The 19,006-nt window shown below is 73.3% G+C and carries 18 protein-coding genes; 11 read left to right on the forward strand and 7 right to left on the reverse strand.

Annotated elements, in window-relative coordinates; all coding sequences use genetic code 11:
- The first annotated feature begins 25 nt into the window (after nucleotides 1–25).
- On the forward strand, nucleotides 26–283 hold the full coding sequence (locus tag GGQ55_RS22775; protein WP_179720681.1) for an SRPBCC family protein: 258 nt from the start codon (nucleotides 26–28) through the stop codon (nucleotides 281–283).
- A 114-nt stretch (nucleotides 284–397) separates the two neighbouring features.
- Here GGQ55_RS22775 and GGQ55_RS22780 read toward each other — a convergent pair whose 3' ends face one another.
- From GGQ55_RS22780 to GGQ55_RS22795, 4 genes are read right to left on the reverse strand one after another with little or no spacing between them, the layout of a single operon-like run.
- Nucleotides 398–745 (reverse strand): arsenate reductase family protein, encoded by a 348-nt coding sequence (locus tag GGQ55_RS22780; RefSeq protein ID WP_179720683.1) that lies wholly within the window; start codon nucleotides 743–745, stop codon nucleotides 398–400.
- 9 nt (nucleotides 746–754) lie between these two features.
- Nucleotides 755–1,159, reverse strand: a complete 405-nt coding sequence (locus tag GGQ55_RS22785; RefSeq protein WP_179720685.1) for a RidA family protein — start codon at nucleotides 1,157–1,159, stop codon at nucleotides 755–757.
- Entirely contained in the window at nucleotides 1,156–1,914 is a 759-nt protein-coding gene (locus GGQ55_RS22790; RefSeq protein WP_179720687.1) for an SDR family NAD(P)-dependent oxidoreductase, read from the reverse strand. Before GGQ55_RS22790 ends, GGQ55_RS22785 begins: the two co-directional genes overlap by 4 nt.
- Entirely contained in the window at nucleotides 1,911–2,741 is an 831-nt protein-coding gene (locus GGQ55_RS22795) for an enoyl-CoA hydratase family protein (protein ID WP_179720689.1), read from the reverse strand. Before GGQ55_RS22795 ends, GGQ55_RS22790 begins: the two co-directional genes overlap by 4 nt.
- Before the next feature lie 138 nt (nucleotides 2,742–2,879).
- Here GGQ55_RS22795 and GGQ55_RS22800 point away from each other — a divergent pair, with 138 nt between their 5' ends.
- Complete coding sequence (locus GGQ55_RS22800) at nucleotides 2,880–4,259, forward strand: chloride channel protein (RefSeq protein ID WP_179720691.1); 1,380 nt, start codon at nucleotides 2,880–2,882, stop codon at nucleotides 4,257–4,259.
- 7 nt (nucleotides 4,260–4,266) lie between these two features.
- Here the strand turns inward: GGQ55_RS22800 and cydC are convergent, their stop codons facing one another.
- Nucleotides 4,267–5,988, reverse strand: a complete 1,722-nt coding sequence (gene cydC / locus GGQ55_RS26555) for a thiol reductant ABC exporter subunit CydC (protein ID WP_218859397.1) — start codon at nucleotides 5,986–5,988, stop codon at nucleotides 4,267–4,269.
- Nucleotides 5,985–7,676, reverse strand: coding sequence for a thiol reductant ABC exporter subunit CydD (cydD, locus tag GGQ55_RS26560; protein ID WP_218859398.1), 1,692 nt, complete (start codon nucleotides 7,674–7,676; stop codon nucleotides 5,985–5,987). The genes cydC and cydD overlap by 4 nt, the downstream gene beginning before the upstream one ends.
- Nucleotides 7,677–7,833: 157 nt before the next feature.
- Here cydD and zwf point away from each other — a divergent pair, with 157 nt between their 5' ends.
- The 5 genes from zwf to GGQ55_RS22830 are packed head-to-tail and all read left to right on the forward strand — an operon-like array spanning nucleotide 7,834 to nucleotide 14,628.
- Nucleotides 7,834–9,216 carry a glucose-6-phosphate dehydrogenase gene (zwf, locus tag GGQ55_RS22810; RefSeq protein WP_179720693.1) on the forward strand — a complete coding sequence of 461 codons (1,383 nt, stop codon included), beginning with the start codon at nucleotides 7,834–7,836 and terminating at the stop codon, nucleotides 9,214–9,216.
- On the forward strand, nucleotides 9,203–10,552 hold the full coding sequence (locus tag GGQ55_RS22815; RefSeq protein ID WP_179720695.1) for an NAD(P)/FAD-dependent oxidoreductase: 1,350 nt from the start codon (nucleotides 9,203–9,205) through the stop codon (nucleotides 10,550–10,552). The genes zwf and GGQ55_RS22815 overlap by 14 nt, the downstream gene beginning before the upstream one ends.
- 12 nt (nucleotides 10,553–10,564) lie before the next feature.
- Nucleotides 10,565–11,968: a cytochrome ubiquinol oxidase subunit I gene (locus tag GGQ55_RS22820; protein WP_179720699.1), complete on the forward strand. Its 1,404-nt coding sequence runs from the start codon at nucleotides 10,565–10,567 to the stop codon at nucleotides 11,966–11,968.
- A gap of 7 nt (nucleotides 11,969–11,975) precedes the next feature.
- Entirely contained in the window at nucleotides 11,976–13,067 is a 1,092-nt protein-coding gene (gene cydB / locus GGQ55_RS22825; protein WP_179720701.1) for a cytochrome d ubiquinol oxidase subunit II, read from the forward strand.
- Complete coding sequence (locus tag GGQ55_RS22830) at nucleotides 13,051–14,628, forward strand: GMC oxidoreductase (RefSeq protein ID WP_179720703.1); 1,578 nt, start codon at nucleotides 13,051–13,053, stop codon at nucleotides 14,626–14,628. The genes cydB and GGQ55_RS22830 overlap by 17 nt, the downstream gene beginning before the upstream one ends.
- A 3-nt stretch (nucleotides 14,629–14,631) precedes the next feature.
- Here GGQ55_RS22830 and GGQ55_RS22835 read toward each other — a convergent pair whose 3' ends face one another.
- Entirely contained in the window at nucleotides 14,632–15,591 is a 960-nt protein-coding gene (locus tag GGQ55_RS22835; protein WP_179720705.1) for a hypothetical protein, read from the reverse strand.
- A gap of 287 nt (nucleotides 15,592–15,878) precedes the next feature.
- Here GGQ55_RS22835 and GGQ55_RS22840 point away from each other — a divergent pair, with 287 nt between their 5' ends.
- From GGQ55_RS22840 to GGQ55_RS22855, 4 genes are read left to right on the forward strand one after another with little or no spacing between them, the layout of a single operon-like run.
- Nucleotides 15,879–16,106: a hypothetical protein gene (locus GGQ55_RS22840; protein ID WP_179720707.1), complete on the forward strand. Its 228-nt coding sequence runs from the start codon at nucleotides 15,879–15,881 to the stop codon at nucleotides 16,104–16,106.
- The gene (gene frdA, locus GGQ55_RS22845; protein ID WP_179720710.1) at nucleotides 16,099–17,853 is read left to right on the forward strand and encodes a fumarate reductase (quinol) flavoprotein subunit; all 1,755 of its coding nucleotides are present in this window, start codon (nucleotides 16,099–16,101) and stop codon (nucleotides 17,851–17,853) included. Before GGQ55_RS22840 ends, frdA begins: the two co-directional genes overlap by 8 nt.
- Nucleotides 17,854–17,858: 5 nt before the next feature.
- On the forward strand, nucleotides 17,859–18,614 hold the full coding sequence (locus GGQ55_RS22850; RefSeq protein ID WP_179720712.1) for a succinate dehydrogenase/fumarate reductase iron-sulfur subunit: 756 nt from the start codon (nucleotides 17,859–17,861) through the stop codon (nucleotides 18,612–18,614).
- The gene (locus GGQ55_RS22855) at nucleotides 18,611–19,000 is read left to right on the forward strand and encodes a fumarate reductase subunit C (protein ID WP_179720714.1); all 390 of its coding nucleotides are present in this window, start codon (nucleotides 18,611–18,613) and stop codon (nucleotides 18,998–19,000) included. Before GGQ55_RS22850 ends, GGQ55_RS22855 begins: the two co-directional genes overlap by 4 nt.
- Nucleotides 19,001–19,006 lie beyond the last annotated feature (6 nt).

A 19,006-nucleotide genomic window follows, 5' to 3' on the forward strand; every position in this document is an offset into this window, starting at 1 on the left:
GCGCTCACCCTCGGGAGGCGACCCGATGACCAGGGGAATGCGGACGTCCATCGACGTCGATGCCGGCCCCGAGCGGGTCTGGGACGTGCTCACCGATGTGCCCGGCTACCCGGACTGGACGCCCGTGCTCACCAGCGCGCAAGGAGAGTTCGCCGTCGGGGGCCGGGTGGTGTTCGGCTTCCCCCCGCTGCACCCCCTGCTGCGGAGCACGGTTCCGGTCCGGGTGCTGGAGGTGACCCCCGGCCGCTCGAGCTGCGGACCCGGGGGTTGCTGCTGCCGCTGATGGTCCGCTCCCTGAGCCCCGGCGAGACCCCCACCTTCGGCCCGATGCCGGAGGCGCTCAAGGCCCGGATCGAGGGCAGCGACGCGACTCGCCTCGATTGAGGGGGACGGATGGTCAGCCGAGCGCCCGCCGGACGGCCTCCGGCGTGCGGCCCACCACGGTGGTGCCGTCGTCGGCGGTGAGGATCGGCCGCTGGATGAGGATCGGGTGGGCCGACATGAGCTCGAGCCACCGGCGGCGGTCGCGCGGCAGGTCGGCCAGGCCCAGCTCCTGCGCGACCGGCTCGCCGGTGCGCGCGACGTCCCAGGGGTCGAGGCCGAGCCGGGACAGCACGGCGTCGAGCTCGTCGGCGGTCGGCGGGTCCTCCAGGTAGCGGCGCACCGTGTACTGCGCGCCGGCCTCGTCGAGCAGCTCGGTGGCGGCCCGGCACTTCGAGCAGGCCGGGTTGATCCAGATCTCCACGGGTCCTCCTCAGCCCTCCGGGATCTCCGCGATCCCCTGCACCTCGACCAGCGCGTCGTCGTCCCAGAGCCGGGCGACCCCGATCCCCGCGGTCGCCGGGTAGTCCCGGCCGGCCAGCCGCCGCCACGCCTGCCCGATCTCCCGGGCGTGCGCCCGGTAGTCGGGGACGTCGACGATGTAGATCGTCAGGCTCGCCAGGTGCTCCGGGCCCCCGCCGGCCGCGCGGAGCGCCGTCAGCAGGTTGCCCAGCGCCTGCTCGAACTGCTCGACGACGCCGGTGCCGACGATCCGGCCGTCCCGGTCGAGTGCCGTCTGCCCCGCGAGGTGCACGGTCACGGTGCCGCGGGCCTTGACGGCGTGCGCGAACCCGGAGGGCCGGGCCAGCTCGTCGGGGTCGATCCGCTCGAGGGTCATGACTGCACGGTCCCTCCGTCGACGTTGATGCCTTGTCCGGTGACCGCGCCGTTGACCAGGCAGAACGCCACCGCCTCGGCCACTTCCGCCGGGTCGATCAGCCGGCCGATCGGCTGCCGGCGGGCGAGCAGCGCGCGGGCCTCGTCGGGGCTCCGGCCGGTGCGGGCCGCGATCGCCTCGACGGTCGTGTCGGTCATCGGGGTGTCGACGTAGCCGGGGCAGACCGCGTTGACGGTGACGCCGGTGCGCGCGACCTCGGCGGCGGCCGCGCGAACCAGTCCCAGCACGCCGTGCTTGGCCGCGGTGTAGGCCGCCACCTGCGCCTCCCCGTGCTTGGCCACGACCGAGGCGACCACGACGATCCGGCCCCAGCCGGCCTCGACCATGCCCGGCAGCACCCGCCGGACCAACCGGAACGGCGCGGTGAGGTTGAGCTCGAGCATGCGGGCCCAGTCCTCGTCGGAGGTCTCCACGAGCGGCGCGCCGACGCCGGCCCCGGCGTTGGAGACCAGCACCTCGACCGGACCCCAGTCGCGCTCCACCAGGTCGACCGCCGCCGCCACCTGCGCGGGGTCCGTGACGTCGGCGGTCACGGCCATCCCCTCCCCCGGCAGCCGCGCCCGGACCGAGTCCAGGGAGACGACGTCCCGGCCGAGCAGCGCCACCCGGTGCCCGTCGGCGGAGAGCCGGGCCGCCACCGCGGCCCCGATCCCGCGGCTCGCGCCGGTGACCAGGCAGGTGCGCGGCTGCGTCACCGCCCGGTCCAGTTCGGCGGCCGGCGGGCGTTGAAGGCGGCGTGGAACTCCGCGTGGTCGTCGGTGGTCATCAGCAGCGCCTGCGTCATCGCGTCCAGCTCCATGGCCGCGCCCAGGGGCATGTCCAGCTCGCGGGTGATCAGCGCCTTGGTCTGCGCGTAGGCCAGCGTCGGGCCGCTCGCCAGCCGCGCGGCGAGCTCGGCCACGGCGTCGTCCAGCCCGTCGTCGTCCACCAGCCGGCTGACCAGCCCGTAGCGGTCGGCGGTGTCGGCGTCGATGGTGTCGCCGAGCATCAGCAGCTGCGTCGCCCGGCCGGCGCCCACGGCGCGCGGCAGCAGGTAGGCCGCGCCCATGTCACCGCCGGAGAGCCCCACCTTGGTGAACAGGAAGGCGAAGCGGGCCGACCGGGCGCAGACCCGGAAGTCCGAGGCGAGCGCGATCACCGATCCGGCGCCGGCCGCGATGCCCTGGATCCCGGCGATGATCGGCACCGGGACCTCGCGCATCGCGCGGATGAGGTCGCCGGTCATCCTGGTGAAGCCGATCAGGTCGTGCGGCCGCATCCGGATGAGCTCGCCGATGATCTCGTTGACGTCCCCGCCGGCGCAGAACGCCTTCCCCTCGCCCCGGATCACCAGCACGCGGACGTCGTCCCGGTACGGCAGCTGCAGGACGAGGTCGCGCAGGTCGGCGTAGCTCTCGAAGGTCAGCGGGTTGAGCTTCTCCGGCCGGTCGAGCGTGACCGTGGCGACGCCGTCGGCGACGGCGAACGCGAAGTGCTCCCAGTTGTCGGTGAGCGGGACCGACGCCCGGAACCGGTGGGCCATGCCGTCGGACCCTAGCCAGGCCGGCGCTCGCCCGCCCTCGACGCGGGCCGGGGAATCATCCCCGCCGGACGAGGGTGGGCGGCTCGTGTCCGGCCACGGTCGAGCGCAGTCCGACGGCCGCGTGAGATGGAACGACGCATGCCCCTCTCGAGAGCGAACAGGCGGGCGCAGGCCGGTCCCCGCGCCGCTCCGCAGTCCGGGCCCGACGAGGCCCCCGGCGAGGTGGCGCTGGACCGGTCCCGTGGCTTCTGGACGGCGGTCGGCTACGCGGTCGTCCTCGGGATCGCGCTCGCCCTCGCGGCGCTGGCCTTCCTGGGGCTGGTCACCGGCGGCGGCAAACTCTGGTTCACGCTGCCCGACAAGCCGGACTGGTTCTCCGGGAGCCTGTGGTGGGTGGGGGTGACCGCGGCCGCGGGGCTCCTCGTCGGCGTGCTGCGGCGGGTCTTCCGCCTCCCGCCCAAGCTGCCCGGCGTGCTCGAGGAGCTGCGGACCGCCCGGGTCGAGCCCCCCACCGTCCTGAAGGCGGTGGCCGTCTCCCTGGTCTCGCTGGTCGGTGGCGCGAGCCTCGGCCCCGAGGACGCACTGGGCAAGATGGGCGGGGGCCTCGGGACCTGGCTGTCGGAGCGGCGGAAGCTCGATGAGACGGCCAGGGCCACGAACACGCTCAGCGGCATGTCGGCCGCCTACGGCGGCCTGCTGGCGTCCCCGATCCTGGCGACGGCGCTCGTGGTCGAGATCGCCCGTCCCCGGCGCGCACGCCTCGCCGACGTCCTGGTCGCTGCACTGCTCGCCGCGACGGTGGCGTTCGCGGTCTACTTCCCGGTCGCGGGGAGCACGTTCGTCGGCATCTACCGGGTGCCGTCGTTCACCTACGAGGACTGGCAGCTGGCCGCGGCCGTCCCCCTCGGCCTCGTCGCCGGGGCGCTCGCGCTGATCACCCTCGCCGCCGCCGGCGTGCTCACGAAGCTCACCGCCCCGCTGCTCCGGTGGCCGATCGTCCGCTCGACGCTCGGCGGGATCGCGTTCGGGCTGGTCGGCGTCGCCCTGCCGCTGACCCTGTTCACCGGGACGGACCAGCTCACGACCGTGATCGACCACGGGGCCGCGCTGGGTGCCGGGCTGCTCGTCGCGGTCGTGTTCGCGAAGATCCTTGCGTTCGCGCTCTGCGAGGCCACCGGGTTCATCGGTGGGCCGATCCTCGTGACGCTGTTCATCGGCGGCACGGCGGGGACGGCCGTCCACCTGCTGATCCCGGGGATCCCCGAAGGGCTCGCCTTCGCCACGATGTTCGCCGCCATCCTCGGCGCGCTCGTCGCGGCACCGTTCACGCTGATCGTCCTCGTCGCGCTCACGACCCAGATCGGCACCCTGCAGCTCGCGCCCGTGGCCGTCGCGGTCCTCACTGCCTACCTCGCCGTCTCGGGCTCCGGCGCGCTCGTGGCCCTGGCCCGCAAGGGGCGCGGTGCCGCCGGGCAGGCCCCGCCGGCACGCGGGCAGCCCCCGTCGAGCACCTCGTGACCTGCCCTCAGGCCTCCAGGGCCCACACGTCGCGGTAGAAGCCGGCCTCGGCCAGCAGCTCCTCGTGCGTCCCCCGCTGGGCCACCCGGCCGGCGTCGAGCACGACGACCTCGTCCATCTCCGGCAGGGCCGCGAGGTCGTGCGTCACGAGGAGGGTGGTGCGGCCGGCCGTCGCGGTCAGGATCGTCGCCAGCACCGCCGTCCGGGACTCCGGGTCGAGGTGGGCGGTCGGCTCGTCCAGGACCAGCACCCGCGGATCGGCCAGCAGCGCCTGCGCCAGCGCCAGCCGCTGCCGCTGACCGCCGGACATGCGCGATCCGCGCTGGCCGACCGGCGTCGACCAGCCCAGCGGCAGCGACCGGATCCAGTCGAGCAGGCCCGCCGCCTGCGCCACCTCCTCCAGCTGCGCCACGTCGGCCCCGGGGAGCGCCAGCTGCAGGTTCTGCTGCAGCGTGCCGGCGAAGACGTGCGGATCGGCGGGGATCCCTCCGATGAGCCGGCGCACGTCGTCGGTCCGGAACGCGCGGACGTCCCTCCCGTCGAGCAGCACGCGGCCGGCGTCGGCGTCCCGGAAGCGGAACAGCAGCGCGGCGAGCGTGCTCTTCCCGGAGCCGCTGGCGCCGATCACCGCGACGCGGCGCCCGGGGGGCAGGTCGAGGTCCACGCCGTCGAGCGCCCACGGCGCCTCCGGCGCGTACCGGACGCCCACGCCGGAGAGCCGGACGGTCACCGGGCCGAGCGGCGGCTCGGCCGGCACCCCGGGCTCGGTGACGGGGATCGGCGCGTCCAGGACGTCGAACAGCCGGGTGGCCGACCGGCCGGCCGCGCCCAGCGCGACGGCCACGGCCGGCAGGGGCGCCACGGCCTCGAACGCGGCCAGCGAGGCGAGGAGGACGACGGCCAGCGTCACCGGGTCGAGCTCGCCGCGCGCGGTGGCGGAGGCGGCCCGCCCCGCGACGGCCCAGACCGTGCCCCCGGCCACCAGGACGCCGAGGGCCACCGCCGCGCCGCCGGTCCGGGCGAGTGCCGCGGCCAGGCGGGACCGGTGCCGGCCCGCGGCCTCGGCGTCGGCCAGCGCCCGTGGGGCCGCCCCCGCGGCCAGCAGGTCGGCGGCGCCGTCCAGGATCCCGGCGACGTCGGCGCTCAGCCGGGCCTGCGCCTCCGCCGCGGCCCGTCCGCTGCGGCGGCTCCACGCGGCGACCAGCGCCGGCACGCCGATCCCGCCGAGGAGCAGGCCGGCGGCGAGCAGCACCGCCGCGGGTGGGAAGAGGAACGCGACCAGGCCGGTCGCGGCGAGGCCGGCGAGCAGCGCGGTGACCGCCGGCGTGAGCCCCCGGACGAGCAGGTCCTGCACCGCGTCGACGTCCCCGACCACCCGGGCGAGCAGGTCCCCGCTGCGCAAGGGCAGCGCGGCCGGCGTCAGGGGCACCAGCCGGGCGAACACCCGGGGACGGACGTCGGCGAGGCTGCGCATCGCCGCGTCGTGCGAGAGCAGCCGCTCGGCGTAGCGCGCGACCCCGCGGCCGATCCCGAAGAAGCGGACCGCGACGACCGCCACGGCCAGCGCCGCGATGTCCGGGTGCTGGGCGGCCCGCGAGATCAGCCAGCCGGCGGTGGCGAACAGACCGACCCCGCAGCACACGGTGGCCGTGCCGGCGAGCACCGCCAGCGTGGTGGTCGGCCGGGTCGGACGGGTCCAGCGGAGCAGCCGGACCACCGGCGCGGTCACGCGACCCGCTCCGCGGCAGCCGGTCGCCCGTCCGCCAGGGCGACGACGACGTCGGCCGCGGCGACCCAGCGCCGGTCGTGCGTGACGAGGACGACCGTGCGCCCGGCCATCAGCCGATCGACGGCCCGGCGGACACCCGCCGCGGTGAGCGGGTCGAGGTGCGCCGTCGGCTCGTCGAGCAGCAGCAGCGGCGCGTCGCGGAGGAACGCCCGCGCCAGCGCGATCCGCTGCCGCTGCCCGCTGGACAGCCGCAGCCCCCGCTCCCCCACCGGACCCGCCGGTCCACCGGGCAGCGCCGCGACGAACTCCGCCGCCTCCGCCAGGCCGAGCGCCTCCCGGACCTCCGCGTCGCTCGCCCCGGGACGGCCCAGCCGCACGTTGTCGGCCACCGTGCCGTCGAACAGGTACGGCGTCTGCGGCACCCAGGCGATGCGCTCCCGCCAGGCGGCCACGGGCAGGTCGTCGAGCCGCCGGCCCCCGACCGTGACCTCGCCGCCGGTCGGCATCGCGAACCGCTGCAGCAGGGCGAGCACCGAGCTCTTGCCCGCCCCCGTGGCACCCGTCACCGCCAGCAGCGCCCCGGGCGGCACGGTGAACGCGACCCGGTCCAGGGCCGGCAGCTCCCGCTCGGGATAGCGCAGCGTCACGTCCCGGAAGACCACGGCGGCGGTCCCCATGTCGGGCACCGGGAGGCCGCCGAGGCGGGCCGCGCGCAGTCCGTCGTCCGCCGGCTCGGGGGCGTCGAGGACGGCGTAGGCGTGCGTGGCCGCGGCCACCCCGTCGGCGCTGGCGTGGAACTGGGCGCCGAGGGCGCGCAGCGGCAGGTAGACCTCGGGCGCGAGCAGCAGCGCCAGCAGCGCGGGCCGGTACTCCAGGCCACCGCCGAGCAGCCGCAGCCCGACGGCCACCGCGACCAGCGCGGTGCCCAGCGTGGCCAGCAGCTCGAGGGCCAGGGACGAGGTGAACGCGATCCGCAGCGTCGCCATCGTCGTCCGCCGGTACCGCTCGGTGACCTGCCGGATCACGCCGACCTGCGCCCGCGCCCGCCCGTGGACCTTCAACGTCGGCAAGCCCTCGACCACGTCGAGGAAGTGGCCACCCAGCCCGGCCAGCAGGTGCCACTGCCGCGCGGTGCGGCTGCGCGTGTAGCGGCCGATCAGGGCCATGAAGACCGGGATGAGCGGCGCGGTGACGAGCAGGACGACGGCGGACGGCCAGTCGGCCAGGGCGATGCGCGCCAGCACCACCGGCGGCACCAGGACAGCGAGCGCGAGCTGCGGCAGGAACCGCGCGACGTAGACGTCCACTCCGTCGAGCCCGGACGTGAGCAGGGCGACCAGCTCCCCCGACCGGCGCCCGCCGAGCCACGCCGGGCCGCGCCGGACCGCGCCGGCCAGCACCCGGCCACGCAGGCCGGCCTTCACCTCGTCCGCGGACCGCAGCGCCGTGACCTCCGCGGCTCCGCTCAGCGCGGCCCGCGCCAGCACCACGGCCAGGAGGCCGGCGAGGGTGGCCGCCAGCGCCCCGGAGCCCTCCGTCGCGCGCACGATCACGTCGGTCAGCAGCCCCGCCTGCGCCACGACCAGCGCCGCGGTCGTCAGGCCGAACAGGACGACCGCGACCAGTTGCCGCCGGGCCGGCCGCGACTCCGCGAAGAGCCTGCGGTCGATCCCCGGCACGCCCCTCACCCGGCGCACGCTCCGGTAGCCGCGAAAGTCTCGGATCATCCATTCCGGATGAGGGTCACCCCACGGGGACGAGCGGGAGGGTGGGCGGCGGTCGTGCCGCCCGGCACGCCGCCGCAGGCGGGGAGCGGGCACCTCCGGCCGAGAAGAGGACGTCGGCATGGGAACCGAACGCTTGAGCGCCCTGGTGATCTTCGGAGCCACGGGAGATCTCGCGAAGATCGAGACCTTCCCGGCCCTGGTGGACCTGGTCGACCGCGACGTGCTCGACGTCCCGATCATCGGCGTGGCCAAGAGCGGCTGGGGGCTGGACCAGTTCCGCGGCTACGCGACCGACTCGCTCCGGCGCAACGGCATCGACCCGGACGCCGACCCGGCGAAGCGGATGCTGGACCTGCTCGACTACGTCGACGGCGACCTGACCGACGACGCCACCTACCAGGCGCTGGCCAAGAAGATCCCGGCCGGACCGGCGCTGTTCTACCTGGAGGTCCCGCCGCCGCTGTTCGGGACCATCACCCAGGGCCTCGCCCGGGCCGGGCTGGCCGGCGACGCCCGCATCATGGTGGAGAAGCCGTTCGGTCACGACCTGGCCAGCGCCCAGGAGCTCAACAAGACCGTGCTCGAGGTCTTCCCCGAGGACCGGATCTTCCGCGTCGACGACTGGATCGCCTTCGACCCGCTCGACAACGTGCTGGCCGCCCGGTTCGCCAACTCCATCCTCGAGCCGCTGCTCAACCGCTCCCACGTCGAGACCATCCAGATCACGATGGCCGAGCAGTTCGACGTCGCCGACCGCGGGCGCTTCTACGACCGCACCGGCGCCATCCGCGACGTCGTGCAGAACCACATGCTGCAGGTGCTGGCCAGCGTCGTGGCCGACCCGCCGGTCGGGAACAGCGTCGACGCGTGGCTGGACGCCAAGACCCGGGTCATCAGCGCGATCCGGCCGCTGACCCCCGAGACGACGGTCTTCGGCCAGTACGAGGGCTACCACGAGGTGGAGGGCGTCGAGCCGGGGAGCACCACGGAGACCTTCGCCGCGGTCCGGCTGCAGCTGGACTCGTGGCGGTGGGCGGGCGTGCCGTTCGTCATCCGCGCCGGCAAGACGATGCCGGTCACCGCGACCGAGGTGGAGATCCGGTTCCGGCGTCCGCCGCAGGACGTCCTCGGCCAGTTCCTCGGCGCCGAGATGCCGTCGGAACCCAACTCGCTCCGGTTCCGGATCTGGCCCGGGGCGCAGGTGACGCTCGTCCTCGCCGGGAAGCAACCCGGCCCCGGCATCGTCCCGCAGCTGGAGGAGCTGAGCTTCACCGAGGACCCGGGCGTGAACATGCGCCCCTACGACCGGCTCATCGGTGCCGCCCTCGACGGCAACCGGCTGCCGTTCGCCAGACAGGACGCCGTGGAGGCGGCCTGGCGCGTGGTCGATCCGATCCTCGACGGATCGGTGCCCGTGCACCGCTACGCCCGCGGCAGCTGGGGCCCGGCCGAGGCCGACCGGCTGCTGCCCGAGGGCGAGACCTGGCATGACCCCCGCTGACGACGGCCCGGCGCGCCGGCGGGTGGTGATCGTGGGCGCCGGCTTCGCAGGGATCGGCTGCGCCCGCGAGCTGGCCGGCACCGACGTCGACGTCACGCTGATCGACCGGAACAACTACCACCAGTTCCTGCCGCTGCTCTACCAGGTGGCCACCGCGCAGATCGCTTCGGACGACGTCGGCACCCCCCTGCGCAACCAGTTCCGCCACGACGAGAACGTCGAGGTCGTCCAGGCCGAGGTCGTCGCGGTGGATCCGGCCACCCGGACGGTGACGACGGCGGACGGGGCCACCTACACCGGCGACTTCCTGGTGCTGGCCACCGGCGCCCGGGCGAACTTCTACCGCACCCCGGGCGCCGACGAGCACGCGCTGCCGCTGTACTCGCTGACCGACGCCGAGCGGCTGCGCGCCCGCATCATCGAGGTCTTCGACGCCGCCGACCGCGATCCCGGGCTGATCGACCAGGGCGCGCTGACGTTCGTGGTCGTCGGCGGCGGCGCGACCGGCGTCGAGACCGCCGGCGGGATCGCCGACTTCGTCAACCGGGTGGCCCCCGAGGAGTACCACGACCTGCACGTCCACGAGGCGCGGATCCACCTCGTCGACCACGGCCACGCCCTGCTGGCGCCGTTCTCCGACAAGGCCCACGAGTACGCGGCCAAGGTGCTGCAGCGCGACGGGGTCCGGCTGCACCTCGGCACCGGTGTCCAGGAGGTCACCCCCACCTGCGTCCGGCTCGAGGGCGGGACGACGCTGCCCAGCCGGTGCGTCATCTGGGCCGGCGGCGTCCAGGCCGGTGACCTGGCCTCGCGCATCGCGCTGCCCCGGGGGCGCGGCGGACGGGTCCTGGCCGGCCACGACCTGTCGGTGGAGGGCTACCCCCGGGTCTTCGTCATCGGCGACGTGGCCGGGGTGGAGAGCCCGGAGGGCGGCCTGTACCCGCAGCTGGGGTCGGTGGCCCTGCAGCAGGGCCAGTGGACGGCGAAGAACATCCGGTCCGACCTCGCCGGCCAGCCGCGCCAGGCGTTCCACTACCACGACAAGGGCATCATGGCGATGATCGGCCGCGGGGCCGCCGTCGCCGAGATGGGCGCGAAGCGCCACGAGCTGCACGGCGCCATCGCGTTCAGCTCCTGGCTCGGCGTGCACGCCTGGCTGATGAGCGGCGTGCGCACGCGGGTCGACGCCTTCATCTCGTGGGGCTGGGACTACTTCAGCGGCAACCGCTCCCCCGGCCTGATCGCCCACGACAGCGCGCAGACCGTCGACTGGAGCCAGCCGGCGGAGATCCCCGTTCCCCGCACCCCGACACCGGACTCGGTCCCGGCGAGCTGAGAGGGGGGCGCCGTGTCCACCGTCGACTGGGCCCGGTTGCAGTTCGCGACGACGTCGATCTACCACTTCCTGTTCGTCCCGCTGACCATCGGGCTGGCGTTCCTGACCGCGCTGCTGCAGACCCGCTGGCACCGCAGCGGCGAGGCCGCCTACCTGCGGCTGACCCGCTTCTTCGGCACCCTGCTGGTCATCAACGTCGCCGTCGGCGTGGTGACCGGGCTGGTGCAGGAGTTCCAGTTCGGCACCAACTGGTCGGGCTACTCGCGGTTCGTCGGGGACGTCTTCGGCGCCCCGCTGGCCATGGAGGGGCTGGCCGCCTTCTTCCTGGAGTCGGTGTTCCTCGGCCTGTGGATCTTCGGCTGGAACCGGCTGTCCCGGCGGGTGCACCTGGCCACGATCTGGGCGGTCGCGGTGGGCTCGGCCCTCTCGGCGCTGTTCATCATGGCGGCCAACTCCTGGATGCAGCACCCGGTCGGCTACACGCTGAACTCGGCCGGCCGGGCGCAGCTGACCGACGTGTGGGCGCTGTTCACCAACCCGGTGTTCATCTGGGGCTACCTGCAGGTGATCCTGGCCTCGCTGGTGGTGGGCTCGGTCGTGATGCTCGGCGTCTCCGCGTGGCACCTGCGCCGGCTGTCCAGCCCCGACGTCTTCCACCGTTCGGCGAAGATCGCCGTCGCCGTCCTCCTGCCGGCCATCCTGCTGGCGATGGTCGTCGGCGACGAGCTCGGCGTCATCGAGGCGAAGTACCAGCCGATGAAGATCGCCGCGGCCGAGGCGCAGTGGACGACCTGCCAGCCGTGCTCGTTCTCGATGTTCCAGATCGGCGGCGGCAACGGCGACCACACGCCGACGAAGATCATCCAGATCCCGCACCTGCTCTCGCTGCTGGCGACCAACCACTGGAACGGCAAGGTCATCGGGCTCGACGAGCTGAACGCGCAGTACCAGCAGCAGTACGGCCCGGGGAACTACGTGCCGAACGTGTTCATCCAGTACTGGTCGATGCGGGTGATGGCCTACCTCGCGGTCGTCGTCTTCCTGCTGGCCCTGTGGGGTGCCTGGCTGCTCTGGCGGCGGCGCCTGGAGCGGTCGCGGTGGTTCCTGCGGGTGGCGGTCTGGGCGATCCCGGTGCCGTTCATCATCAGCATCGCCGGCTGGATGCTCACCGAGAACGGCCGTCAGCCGTGGATCGTGCAGGGCCTGCAGCTGACCAAGGACGCCAACTCCCCCACCGTCGGCACCGCCTGGATCGTCACCAGCCTCGTCGTCTTCGTGCTGCTCTACGCGGTGATGGGAATCGTGGACTGGTGGCTCATGGCCCGCTACGCCCGGCGGGAACTCGCCCCGGACGAGGCCGAGCCGGCCCCGGAGGAGGCGGAGCAGGACTCCCAGGCCCTCGAGTTCATCTACTGAGGTCGCCATGACGCTCGCCGAAGTCTGGTTCGTCCTGATCGCCGTCCTGTGGGTCGGGTTCCTGGTCCTCGAGGGGTTCGACTTCGGGGTCGGGGCGCTGCACGGCGTCCTCGGCCGCGACGAGGCCGGCCGGGAGACCGCGCTGGGCACCATCGCCCCGGTGTGGGACGGCAACGAGGTGTGGCTGGTCGTGGCCGGGGCCGGGATGTTCGCCGCCTTCCCCGGCTGGTACGCGACGATGTTCTCGGCGATGTACCTGGCGCTGATCCTGCTGCTGGTGGCGCTGATCCTCCGCGGTGTGGCCATCGTCCTGCGCGGCAAGCAGGAGGGCCCCGGGTGGCGGCGGCGGTGGAGCGCCGCGCTGATCGCCGGCAGCGTCCTCGCCCCGCTGCTGATCGGGATCGCCCTCGGGAACCTGCTGCGCGGCCTGCCGATCGGCTCGGACCAGGAGTTCACCGGCAGCTTCTGGGACCTGCTGCAGCCGTACGCGCTCTACACCGGGCTCACCGTCGTCGTCCTGTGCCTGCTGCACGCGGCCGCCTTCGTCGGGCTCAAGACGGTCGGGCCCGTGCACGACCGCGCGGACCGCACCGGGCGGATGCTCGGCCCGCTCGCCGCCGCGGTGGTGGTCGGGTTCGCGGCCTGGACGCTGGCCACGGCGTCCCCCGGTGCCGGCGGGTGGATCGTGGCGCTGGTCGCCGTCGCCGCCGTCCTCGTCGCGGCCGTCGCCATCGGACGCGGACGCGACGGGCTCGCCTTCGGCGCGACGGCGGTCACCACGGCCGCCGTCGTCGGGAGCATCTTCGTCAACCTGTACCCGCGGGTCATGGTGTCGACCACCGGTCCGGCCGACGACCTGACGATCCAGAACACGTCCTCGGCGCACTACTCGCTGACCGTCATGACCTGGGTGGCGGGCGTGCTGCTGCCCGTGGTGCTGATCTACCAGGGCTGGACCTACCACGTCTTCCGGCGCCGGCTCGGCGCCCCGGTCGCCGCCACCCCGACCGCGCAGATCCCCTCACCCCGCCCGGCGGCCGAGCAGCCGGCCGGCAAGCACCGAACCGACCCGGGGAGGACCCATGCCAGAGACCACTGACTTCGACGTCATCGTCATCGGCACCGGTGCCGGCGGCGGCACGCTCGCCCACCGGCTCGCCCCCTCGGGGAAGAAGGTGCTGCTGCTCGAACGCGGGGACTACCTGCCGCGCGAGCGGGACAACTGGTCCTCGACCGCCGTCTTCGTCACCGCCAAGTACCGCGCGCCGGAGTTCTGGCTCGACAAGCACGGCGACGAGTTCCCGCCCGAGGTCAACTACTACGTCGGGGGGAACACCAAGTTCTACGGCGCGGCCCTGTTCCGGCTGCGGCCCCAGGACTTCGGCGAGCTGCGGCACTACGGCGGGTTCTCACCGGCCTGGCCGATCAGCTACGACGACCTCGAGCCCTACTACACCGAGGCCGAGCACCTGTACCGGGTGCACGGCCGGCACGGCGAGGACCCGACCGAGGGCTTCGCGAGCGCCGACTACCGCTATCCCCCGGTCGAGCACGAGTCGCGGATCCAGCAGCTGTCCGACGACCTCGGCAAGCTGGGCCTGCACCCGTTCCACCTCCCGATCGGGGTCGACCTCGACCAGGACACGCTCGGTCACCCGACGCTGCACAGCGCCTGCATCCGCTGCGACCGGGTGGACGGCTTCCCGTGCCTGCTCAAGGCCAAGTCCGACGCCGAGGTCATCTGCGTCGAGCCGGCCCTCCAGCACCCGGACGTCACGCTGCAGACCCGGGCGAACGTGCAGCGGCTGGAGACCGACCCCACCGGCCGGAGCGTCACCGGCGTGGTCACCGAGCTGGCCGACGGCTCGACCGTGACCTACCGGGGCAGCATCGTGGTGGTGGCCTGCGGGGCGGTCAACTCCGCCGTCCTGCTGCTGCGCTCGGCGAACGACCAGCACCCCAACGGCCTGGCGAACGGATCGGACGTCGTCGGCCGCAACTACATGCGGCACAACAACCTGGCCCTGATGGCGGTCTCGAAGGAGCCCAACCCGACGGCGTTCCAGAAGACGATGGCGCTGCACGACTGGTACCTGGGCGCCGACGACTGGGACTACCCGATGGGCGGGATCCAGATGCTCGGCAAGTCCGACGCCGAGCAGGTGCGCAGCGGCGCGCCGCGCTGGGCCGGACGGGTGTCGCCGACCATGCCGTTCGAGGAGATCGCCCACCACGCGGTGGACTTCTGGCTGTGCGGGGAGGACCTGCCCCTCCCCGACAACCGGGTCACCCTCGAGAAGGACGGCCGGATCCGGCTGACGCTGGACGAGAAGAACAACGTCGAAGGGGTGAAGCGGCTGCGGCACAAGCTCCAGGGCATGCTCGGCGACCTGGGCATGGAGCACCACCTGCTCGACCACAGCGTCTACCTGCACAAGGCCATGCCGATCGGCGCGACGGCGCACCAGGCAGGCACCGTCCGGTTCGGCAGCGACCCGGCCTCGTCCGCGCTCGACGCGAACTGCAAGGCCCACGAGCTGGACAACCTCTACGTCGCCGACACCAGCTTCTTCCCGAGCATCGGCGCGGTGAACCCGTCGCTGACCGCGATCGCGAACGCGCTGCGCGTCGGCGACCACCTCCTGGAACGGCTCGGATGAGCGCTACCGGGCCGGGCGGCTGGGGGCGGCGGCCCGGGGTTCCGGAACCGCGGCCCGCGCGTCCGGTCCGGTCGCCGCGGGGTGCCGCTCGTGCCGCCGGCCGGTCTCCGCGGCGACGAGGACGAGGACGACGATCGTGATCACCGATGAGCCGAGGGCGACCACGCCGGCGACCGAGTAGGTGCCCATCGCGAAGATGAGGCTGCAGATCAGGGCCTGCGACCCCTTCTGCGCCGTCCCGAGGGAGGCCGGGAGCACGATGTCCCGGCTGGCCGCGCCGCGCACGAGCGGCCGGCACAGGCCGTACCCGACGGCGAGGCAACCGACGGGCATCAGGACGGAGTACAGGTACTCGCCGGTGTGCACCTCGGCGACGACGTCGTCCCAGAAGCCGACGAACATCAGCACGATGTGCAGCGCGATGCCGACCAGCGCGACCTGGCCGAAGTGCGGGGCGAGCTCGCGGGCGAGGCCGGGATACCGCCATCTGACCGCCAGCCCGATGCACAACGGCAGGAGGAGGAACCACAGCAGCGGCTTGAGCAGGTGCCAGGTGGTCACGTTCGCGTGCGCCACGTGCAGCGTGCTCAGCAGCCACGGCAGGACGACGGGCATGAACGGGATGGTCACCAGCAGCAGGAGCAGCGAGATCGCGGTCGCGTAGGCCACGTCGCCCCGACCGACCCGGGTGAACATGGCGACGAAGGGGGCGCCGGCGACCACCGAGAGAAGCGTGAAGGCCATCGTCGCCTGCGCCGCGAAGTCGAACGCCTGGAGGGACAGCCACACCAGGAGCGGGACGACGACGAAGTTGGCGACCAGGACGCCCACGGTGGGCAGCCCCCTCCCCCTGAGCGGGGCGAACACGGTCCGGAGGTCGGTGGTCAGGCCCGCGGCGAGCGCGGCGAAGACGACGAACGCCAGCCCGAAGGTCACGATGAAGATGAGCAGGGTCTTGGACATCAGGTCTCCCCCGTCGCGGGGACGTCGGACGTGTTCTCGCTCGGGCTGGCGTCGGCGGTGCGGTGGCCCGCGGTGGGGCGGTCGACGCGTCCGGCTTCGCGACGACAGCCCATCGGGGCAGGTTCGTCCCCGCCGGTTCGCCCGGCATCCTCCGGAGCGGACGACCCCGTGCCAGGGGTCCGTCGCCGCTGGCTACGGGGTGGGCTGCCCTTCCCAACCCGCACGTCCGGGAGCACGCTGAGCGGCGCAGGCCAGACGTGCCTGTCCCTGGCGCGAGGGAGTTGGCCATGAGCGCCACCACTGCCACGTTCGAGCCACGCCTGGCCCCGTGCGGACACACCCACGGCGGCGAGCGGTACGTGACCGAGGACCACCAGGGGCTGGTCACCGAGGACCTCCGCTACTCCTGCGGCTGCTGCGCGAGCAGGGAGGAGTTCCACGACGGCAGCGTCCACCACATGGTGGTCCACCACAGCGGGAAGGTGCTGGCCGACGAGGAGTGGCGGGGTGAGTGACGGCGTCGTCCGCGCCGCGCACGACGTCCTGATCGTGGGTGGTGGGGCCGCCGGGCTGCGCGCCGCCATCGCCATCGCCGAGACCGAGCCCCGGCTCGACGTCGCCCTGATCTCCAAGGTCTACCCGATGCGCAGCCACACGGTGTCGGCCGAGGGTGGCGCGGCCGGGGTCATCGCCGCCGACGACACCCTCGACGAGCACTGCTACGACACGGTGTCGGGCAGCGACTGGCTGGGCGACCAGGACGCCATCGAGGCCTTCGTCCGCGAGGCGCCGGAGGAGCTCCTGCAGCTCGAGCACTGGGGCTGCCCGTGGAGCCGGCGGCCCGACGGCCGCGTCGCCGTCCGCGCGTTCGGCGGCATGAAGAACATGCGCACCTGGTTCGCCGCGGACAAGACCGGCTTCCACATGCTGCACGCGCTGTTCCAGACCTCGCTCAAGTACGGCGAGGTGCGGCGCTACGACGAGGAGTTCGTCACCCGGCTGCTGGTGGACGACGGCCGGGTGCACGGCGTCGTGGCCGTGGGCCTGATGACCGGGCGGATCCAGGCCATCACCGCGAAGGCCGTGATCCTGTGCACCGGCGGCTGCGGCAAGGTCTTCCCGTTCACCACGAACGCCAACATCAACACCGGCGACGGCATGGCGCTGGCCTACCGCGCCGGCGCGCCGCTCAAGGACATGGAGTTCGTCCAGTACCACCCGACCGGGCTGCCCTTCACCGGCATCCTCATCACCGAGGCCACCCGCGCCGAGGGCGGCTGGCTGCTCAACAAGGACGGCTACCGCTACCTGCAGGACTACGACCTCGGCACGCCGACCCCCACGCCGAAGCTGCGGAGCATGGAGCTCGGCCCCCGCGACCGCCTCTCGCAGGCGTTCGTCCACGAGATGGAGAAGGGCCGGACGGGGCACACGCCCTACGGCGAGGTCACCTACCTCGACCTGCGGCACCTGGGCGAGAAGCTCATCGACACGAAGCTGCCGTTCGTGCGCGAGCTGTGCCTGAAGTACGAGCGCATCGACCCCGTCGACGAGCTGATCCCGGTGCGCCCGGTGGTCCACTACATGATGGGCGGCGTCTCCACCGACATCGACGGGGCGACCCCGGTGGCCGGCCTGTACGCCGCCGGCGAGACCGCGTGCGTGAGCATCAACGGCGCCAACCGGCTCGGCTCCAACTCCCTGCCCGAGTGCCTCGTCTTCGGCGCCCGCGCCGGCCGGGCCGCGGCCGAGTACGCCGCCGGCGCGGGCGCACCGCCCGCCGCCGTCGAGGCGCAGGCGATCGACGAGATCCGCCGGCTCGAGCACGACCTGCTGGGCAAGGGCCCGGGGACCGAGAGCATCGCGGCGATCCGCGACGAGATGCAGACCACCATGGAGGAGTCCGCCGGCATCTTCCGCACCGGGCCGGAGATGACCAAGGGCGCGAACACCCTCGCCGAGCTGCAGGAGCGGGTCGGCGGCATCGGCATCGCCGACACCAGCCGCGCGTTCAACACCGAGCTCCTGGCCGCCCTCGAGCTGGCGAACATGCTCGACATCAGCCAGTGCATCCTCGAGGCCGGCATGCAGCGCGAGGAGTCGCGCGGCGCGCACCAGCGCACCGACTTCCCGGCCCGGGACGACGACCGCTTCCTGACCCATCTGCTCGTGCACCGCAACCCCGACGGGACCTCGCGCGTGGAGCGGCTCCCGGTGACCATCACCCGCTGGCCCCCGGGCGAGCGGGTCTACGGCAGGTAGGCCCCATGACCTCGGCGGACAGCATCCAGCTCCGGGTGTCCCGGTACCGGCCCGACACCGACGCGGGCCCGCACTGGCAGGAGTACGAGGTCCCGCTGCGCAAGGAGTGGACCGTCCTCGACGGGCTCAACCACGTCAAGAACGAGGTCGACACGACCCTGTCGTTCCGCTGGTCGTGCCGGATGGGCATCTGCGGCAGCTGCGGCATGAACATCGAAGGCGAGCCGAAGCTGACCTGCGCCACGTTCCTCAGCGACTACGCCCCCGGGCCGGTCACCATCGAGCCGCTCGCGAACTTCCCGGTGATCCGCGACCTGGTCGTCGACCTGTCCGACTTCATGGCGAAGCTGCCCCGGGTCAAGCCGTGGATCATCGGCGCCGAGGACCACAGCCAGGTGGAGCCGGACGTCGAGTTCCTCCAGACGCCGGGCCAGCTGGACGCCTACCGCCAGTTCAGCATGTGCATCAACTGCATGCTCTGCTACGCCGCCTGCCCCGTGTACGGCCTGGACCCCGAGTTCATCGGGCCGGCCGCGATCGCGCTCGCCGAGCGGTACGACCTCGACTCGCGGGACCACGGGACGAGCCAGCGGCTCGACGTCCTCGGCGCCCACGACGGCGTCTGGGCGTGCACCTTCGTCGGCGAGTGCACGAAGGTGTGCCCCAAGCACGTGGACCCCGCGTCGGCCATCCAGCGCTACAAGCTCAAGACGGCGCTGCACACGGTCAAGGCGTTCCTGCTCCCCCGGGGCGCGAGATGACCGACCTGCGCACCTACAAGCCCCGCATCTCGACCTGGTGGTGGACGCGGAAACGGTCCTACACCGTGTTCGTGCTGCGCGAGCTGAGCAGCGTGTTCATCGCCTGGTTCGTGGTCTACCTGATCCTCTTCGTGTACGCCGTCGGGCAGAGCGAGACGGCCTACCGGAACTTCCTCGACTGGGCCTCCGCGCCGTGGGTGATCGCGCTCAACGTCCTGGCCCTGCTCTTCGTGCTGCTGCACACGGTCACCTGGTTCAGCCTCACCCCGCAGGCGATGGTGGTGCGGATCGACGACTGGAAGGTGCCGGCCTTCCACATCCTCGCCGGGCAGTACACCGGCCTCGTGGTCGTCTCGCTGTTCGTCCTCTGGCTGGTGACGCTGTGACTCCGG

This window comes from Petropleomorpha daqingensis (genome assembly GCF_013408985.1).
Classification (GTDB): Bacteria; Actinomycetota; Actinomycetes; order Mycobacteriales; family Geodermatophilaceae; genus Petropleomorpha; species Petropleomorpha daqingensis.

Bases quoted from the DNA above. Each gene is read 5' to 3' on its own strand.
- GGQ55_RS22815 (WP_179720695.1), top strand. From the start codon at position 9,203: ATGACCCCCGCTGACGACGGCCCGGCGCGCCGGCGGGTGGTGATCGTG.
- GGQ55_RS22795 (WP_179720689.1), bottom strand. From the start codon at position 2,741: ATGGCCCACCGGTTCCGGGCGTCGGTCCCGCTCACCGACAACTGGGAG.
- GGQ55_RS22855 (WP_179720714.1), top strand. From the start codon at position 18,611: ATGACCGACCTGCGCACCTACAAGCCCCGCATCTCGACCTGGTGGTGG.
- GGQ55_RS22835 (WP_179720705.1), bottom strand. From the start codon at position 15,591: ATGTCCAAGACCCTGCTCATCTTCATCGTGACCTTCGGGCTGGCGTTC.
- GGQ55_RS22800 (WP_179720691.1), top strand. From the start codon at position 2,880: ATGCCCCTCTCGAGAGCGAACAGGCGGGCGCAGGCCGGTCCCCGCGCC.
- GGQ55_RS22785 (WP_179720685.1), bottom strand. From the start codon at position 1,159: ATGACCCTCGAGCGGATCGACCCCGACGAGCTGGCCCGGCCCTCCGGG.
- GGQ55_RS22830 (WP_179720703.1), top strand. From the start codon at position 13,051: ATGCCAGAGACCACTGACTTCGACGTCATCGTCATCGGCACCGGTGCC.
- GGQ55_RS22850 (WP_179720712.1), top strand. From the start codon at position 17,859: ATGACCTCGGCGGACAGCATCCAGCTCCGGGTGTCCCGGTACCGGCCC.
- cydB (WP_179720701.1), top strand. From the start codon at position 11,976: ATGACGCTCGCCGAAGTCTGGTTCGTCCTGATCGCCGTCCTGTGGGTC.
- GGQ55_RS22775 (WP_179720681.1), top strand. From the start codon at position 26: ATGACCAGGGGAATGCGGACGTCCATCGACGTCGATGCCGGCCCCGAG.
- zwf (WP_179720693.1), top strand. From the start codon at position 7,834: ATGGGAACCGAACGCTTGAGCGCCCTGGTGATCTTCGGAGCCACGGGA.
- GGQ55_RS22840 (WP_179720707.1), top strand. From the start codon at position 15,879: ATGAGCGCCACCACTGCCACGTTCGAGCCACGCCTGGCCCCGTGCGGA.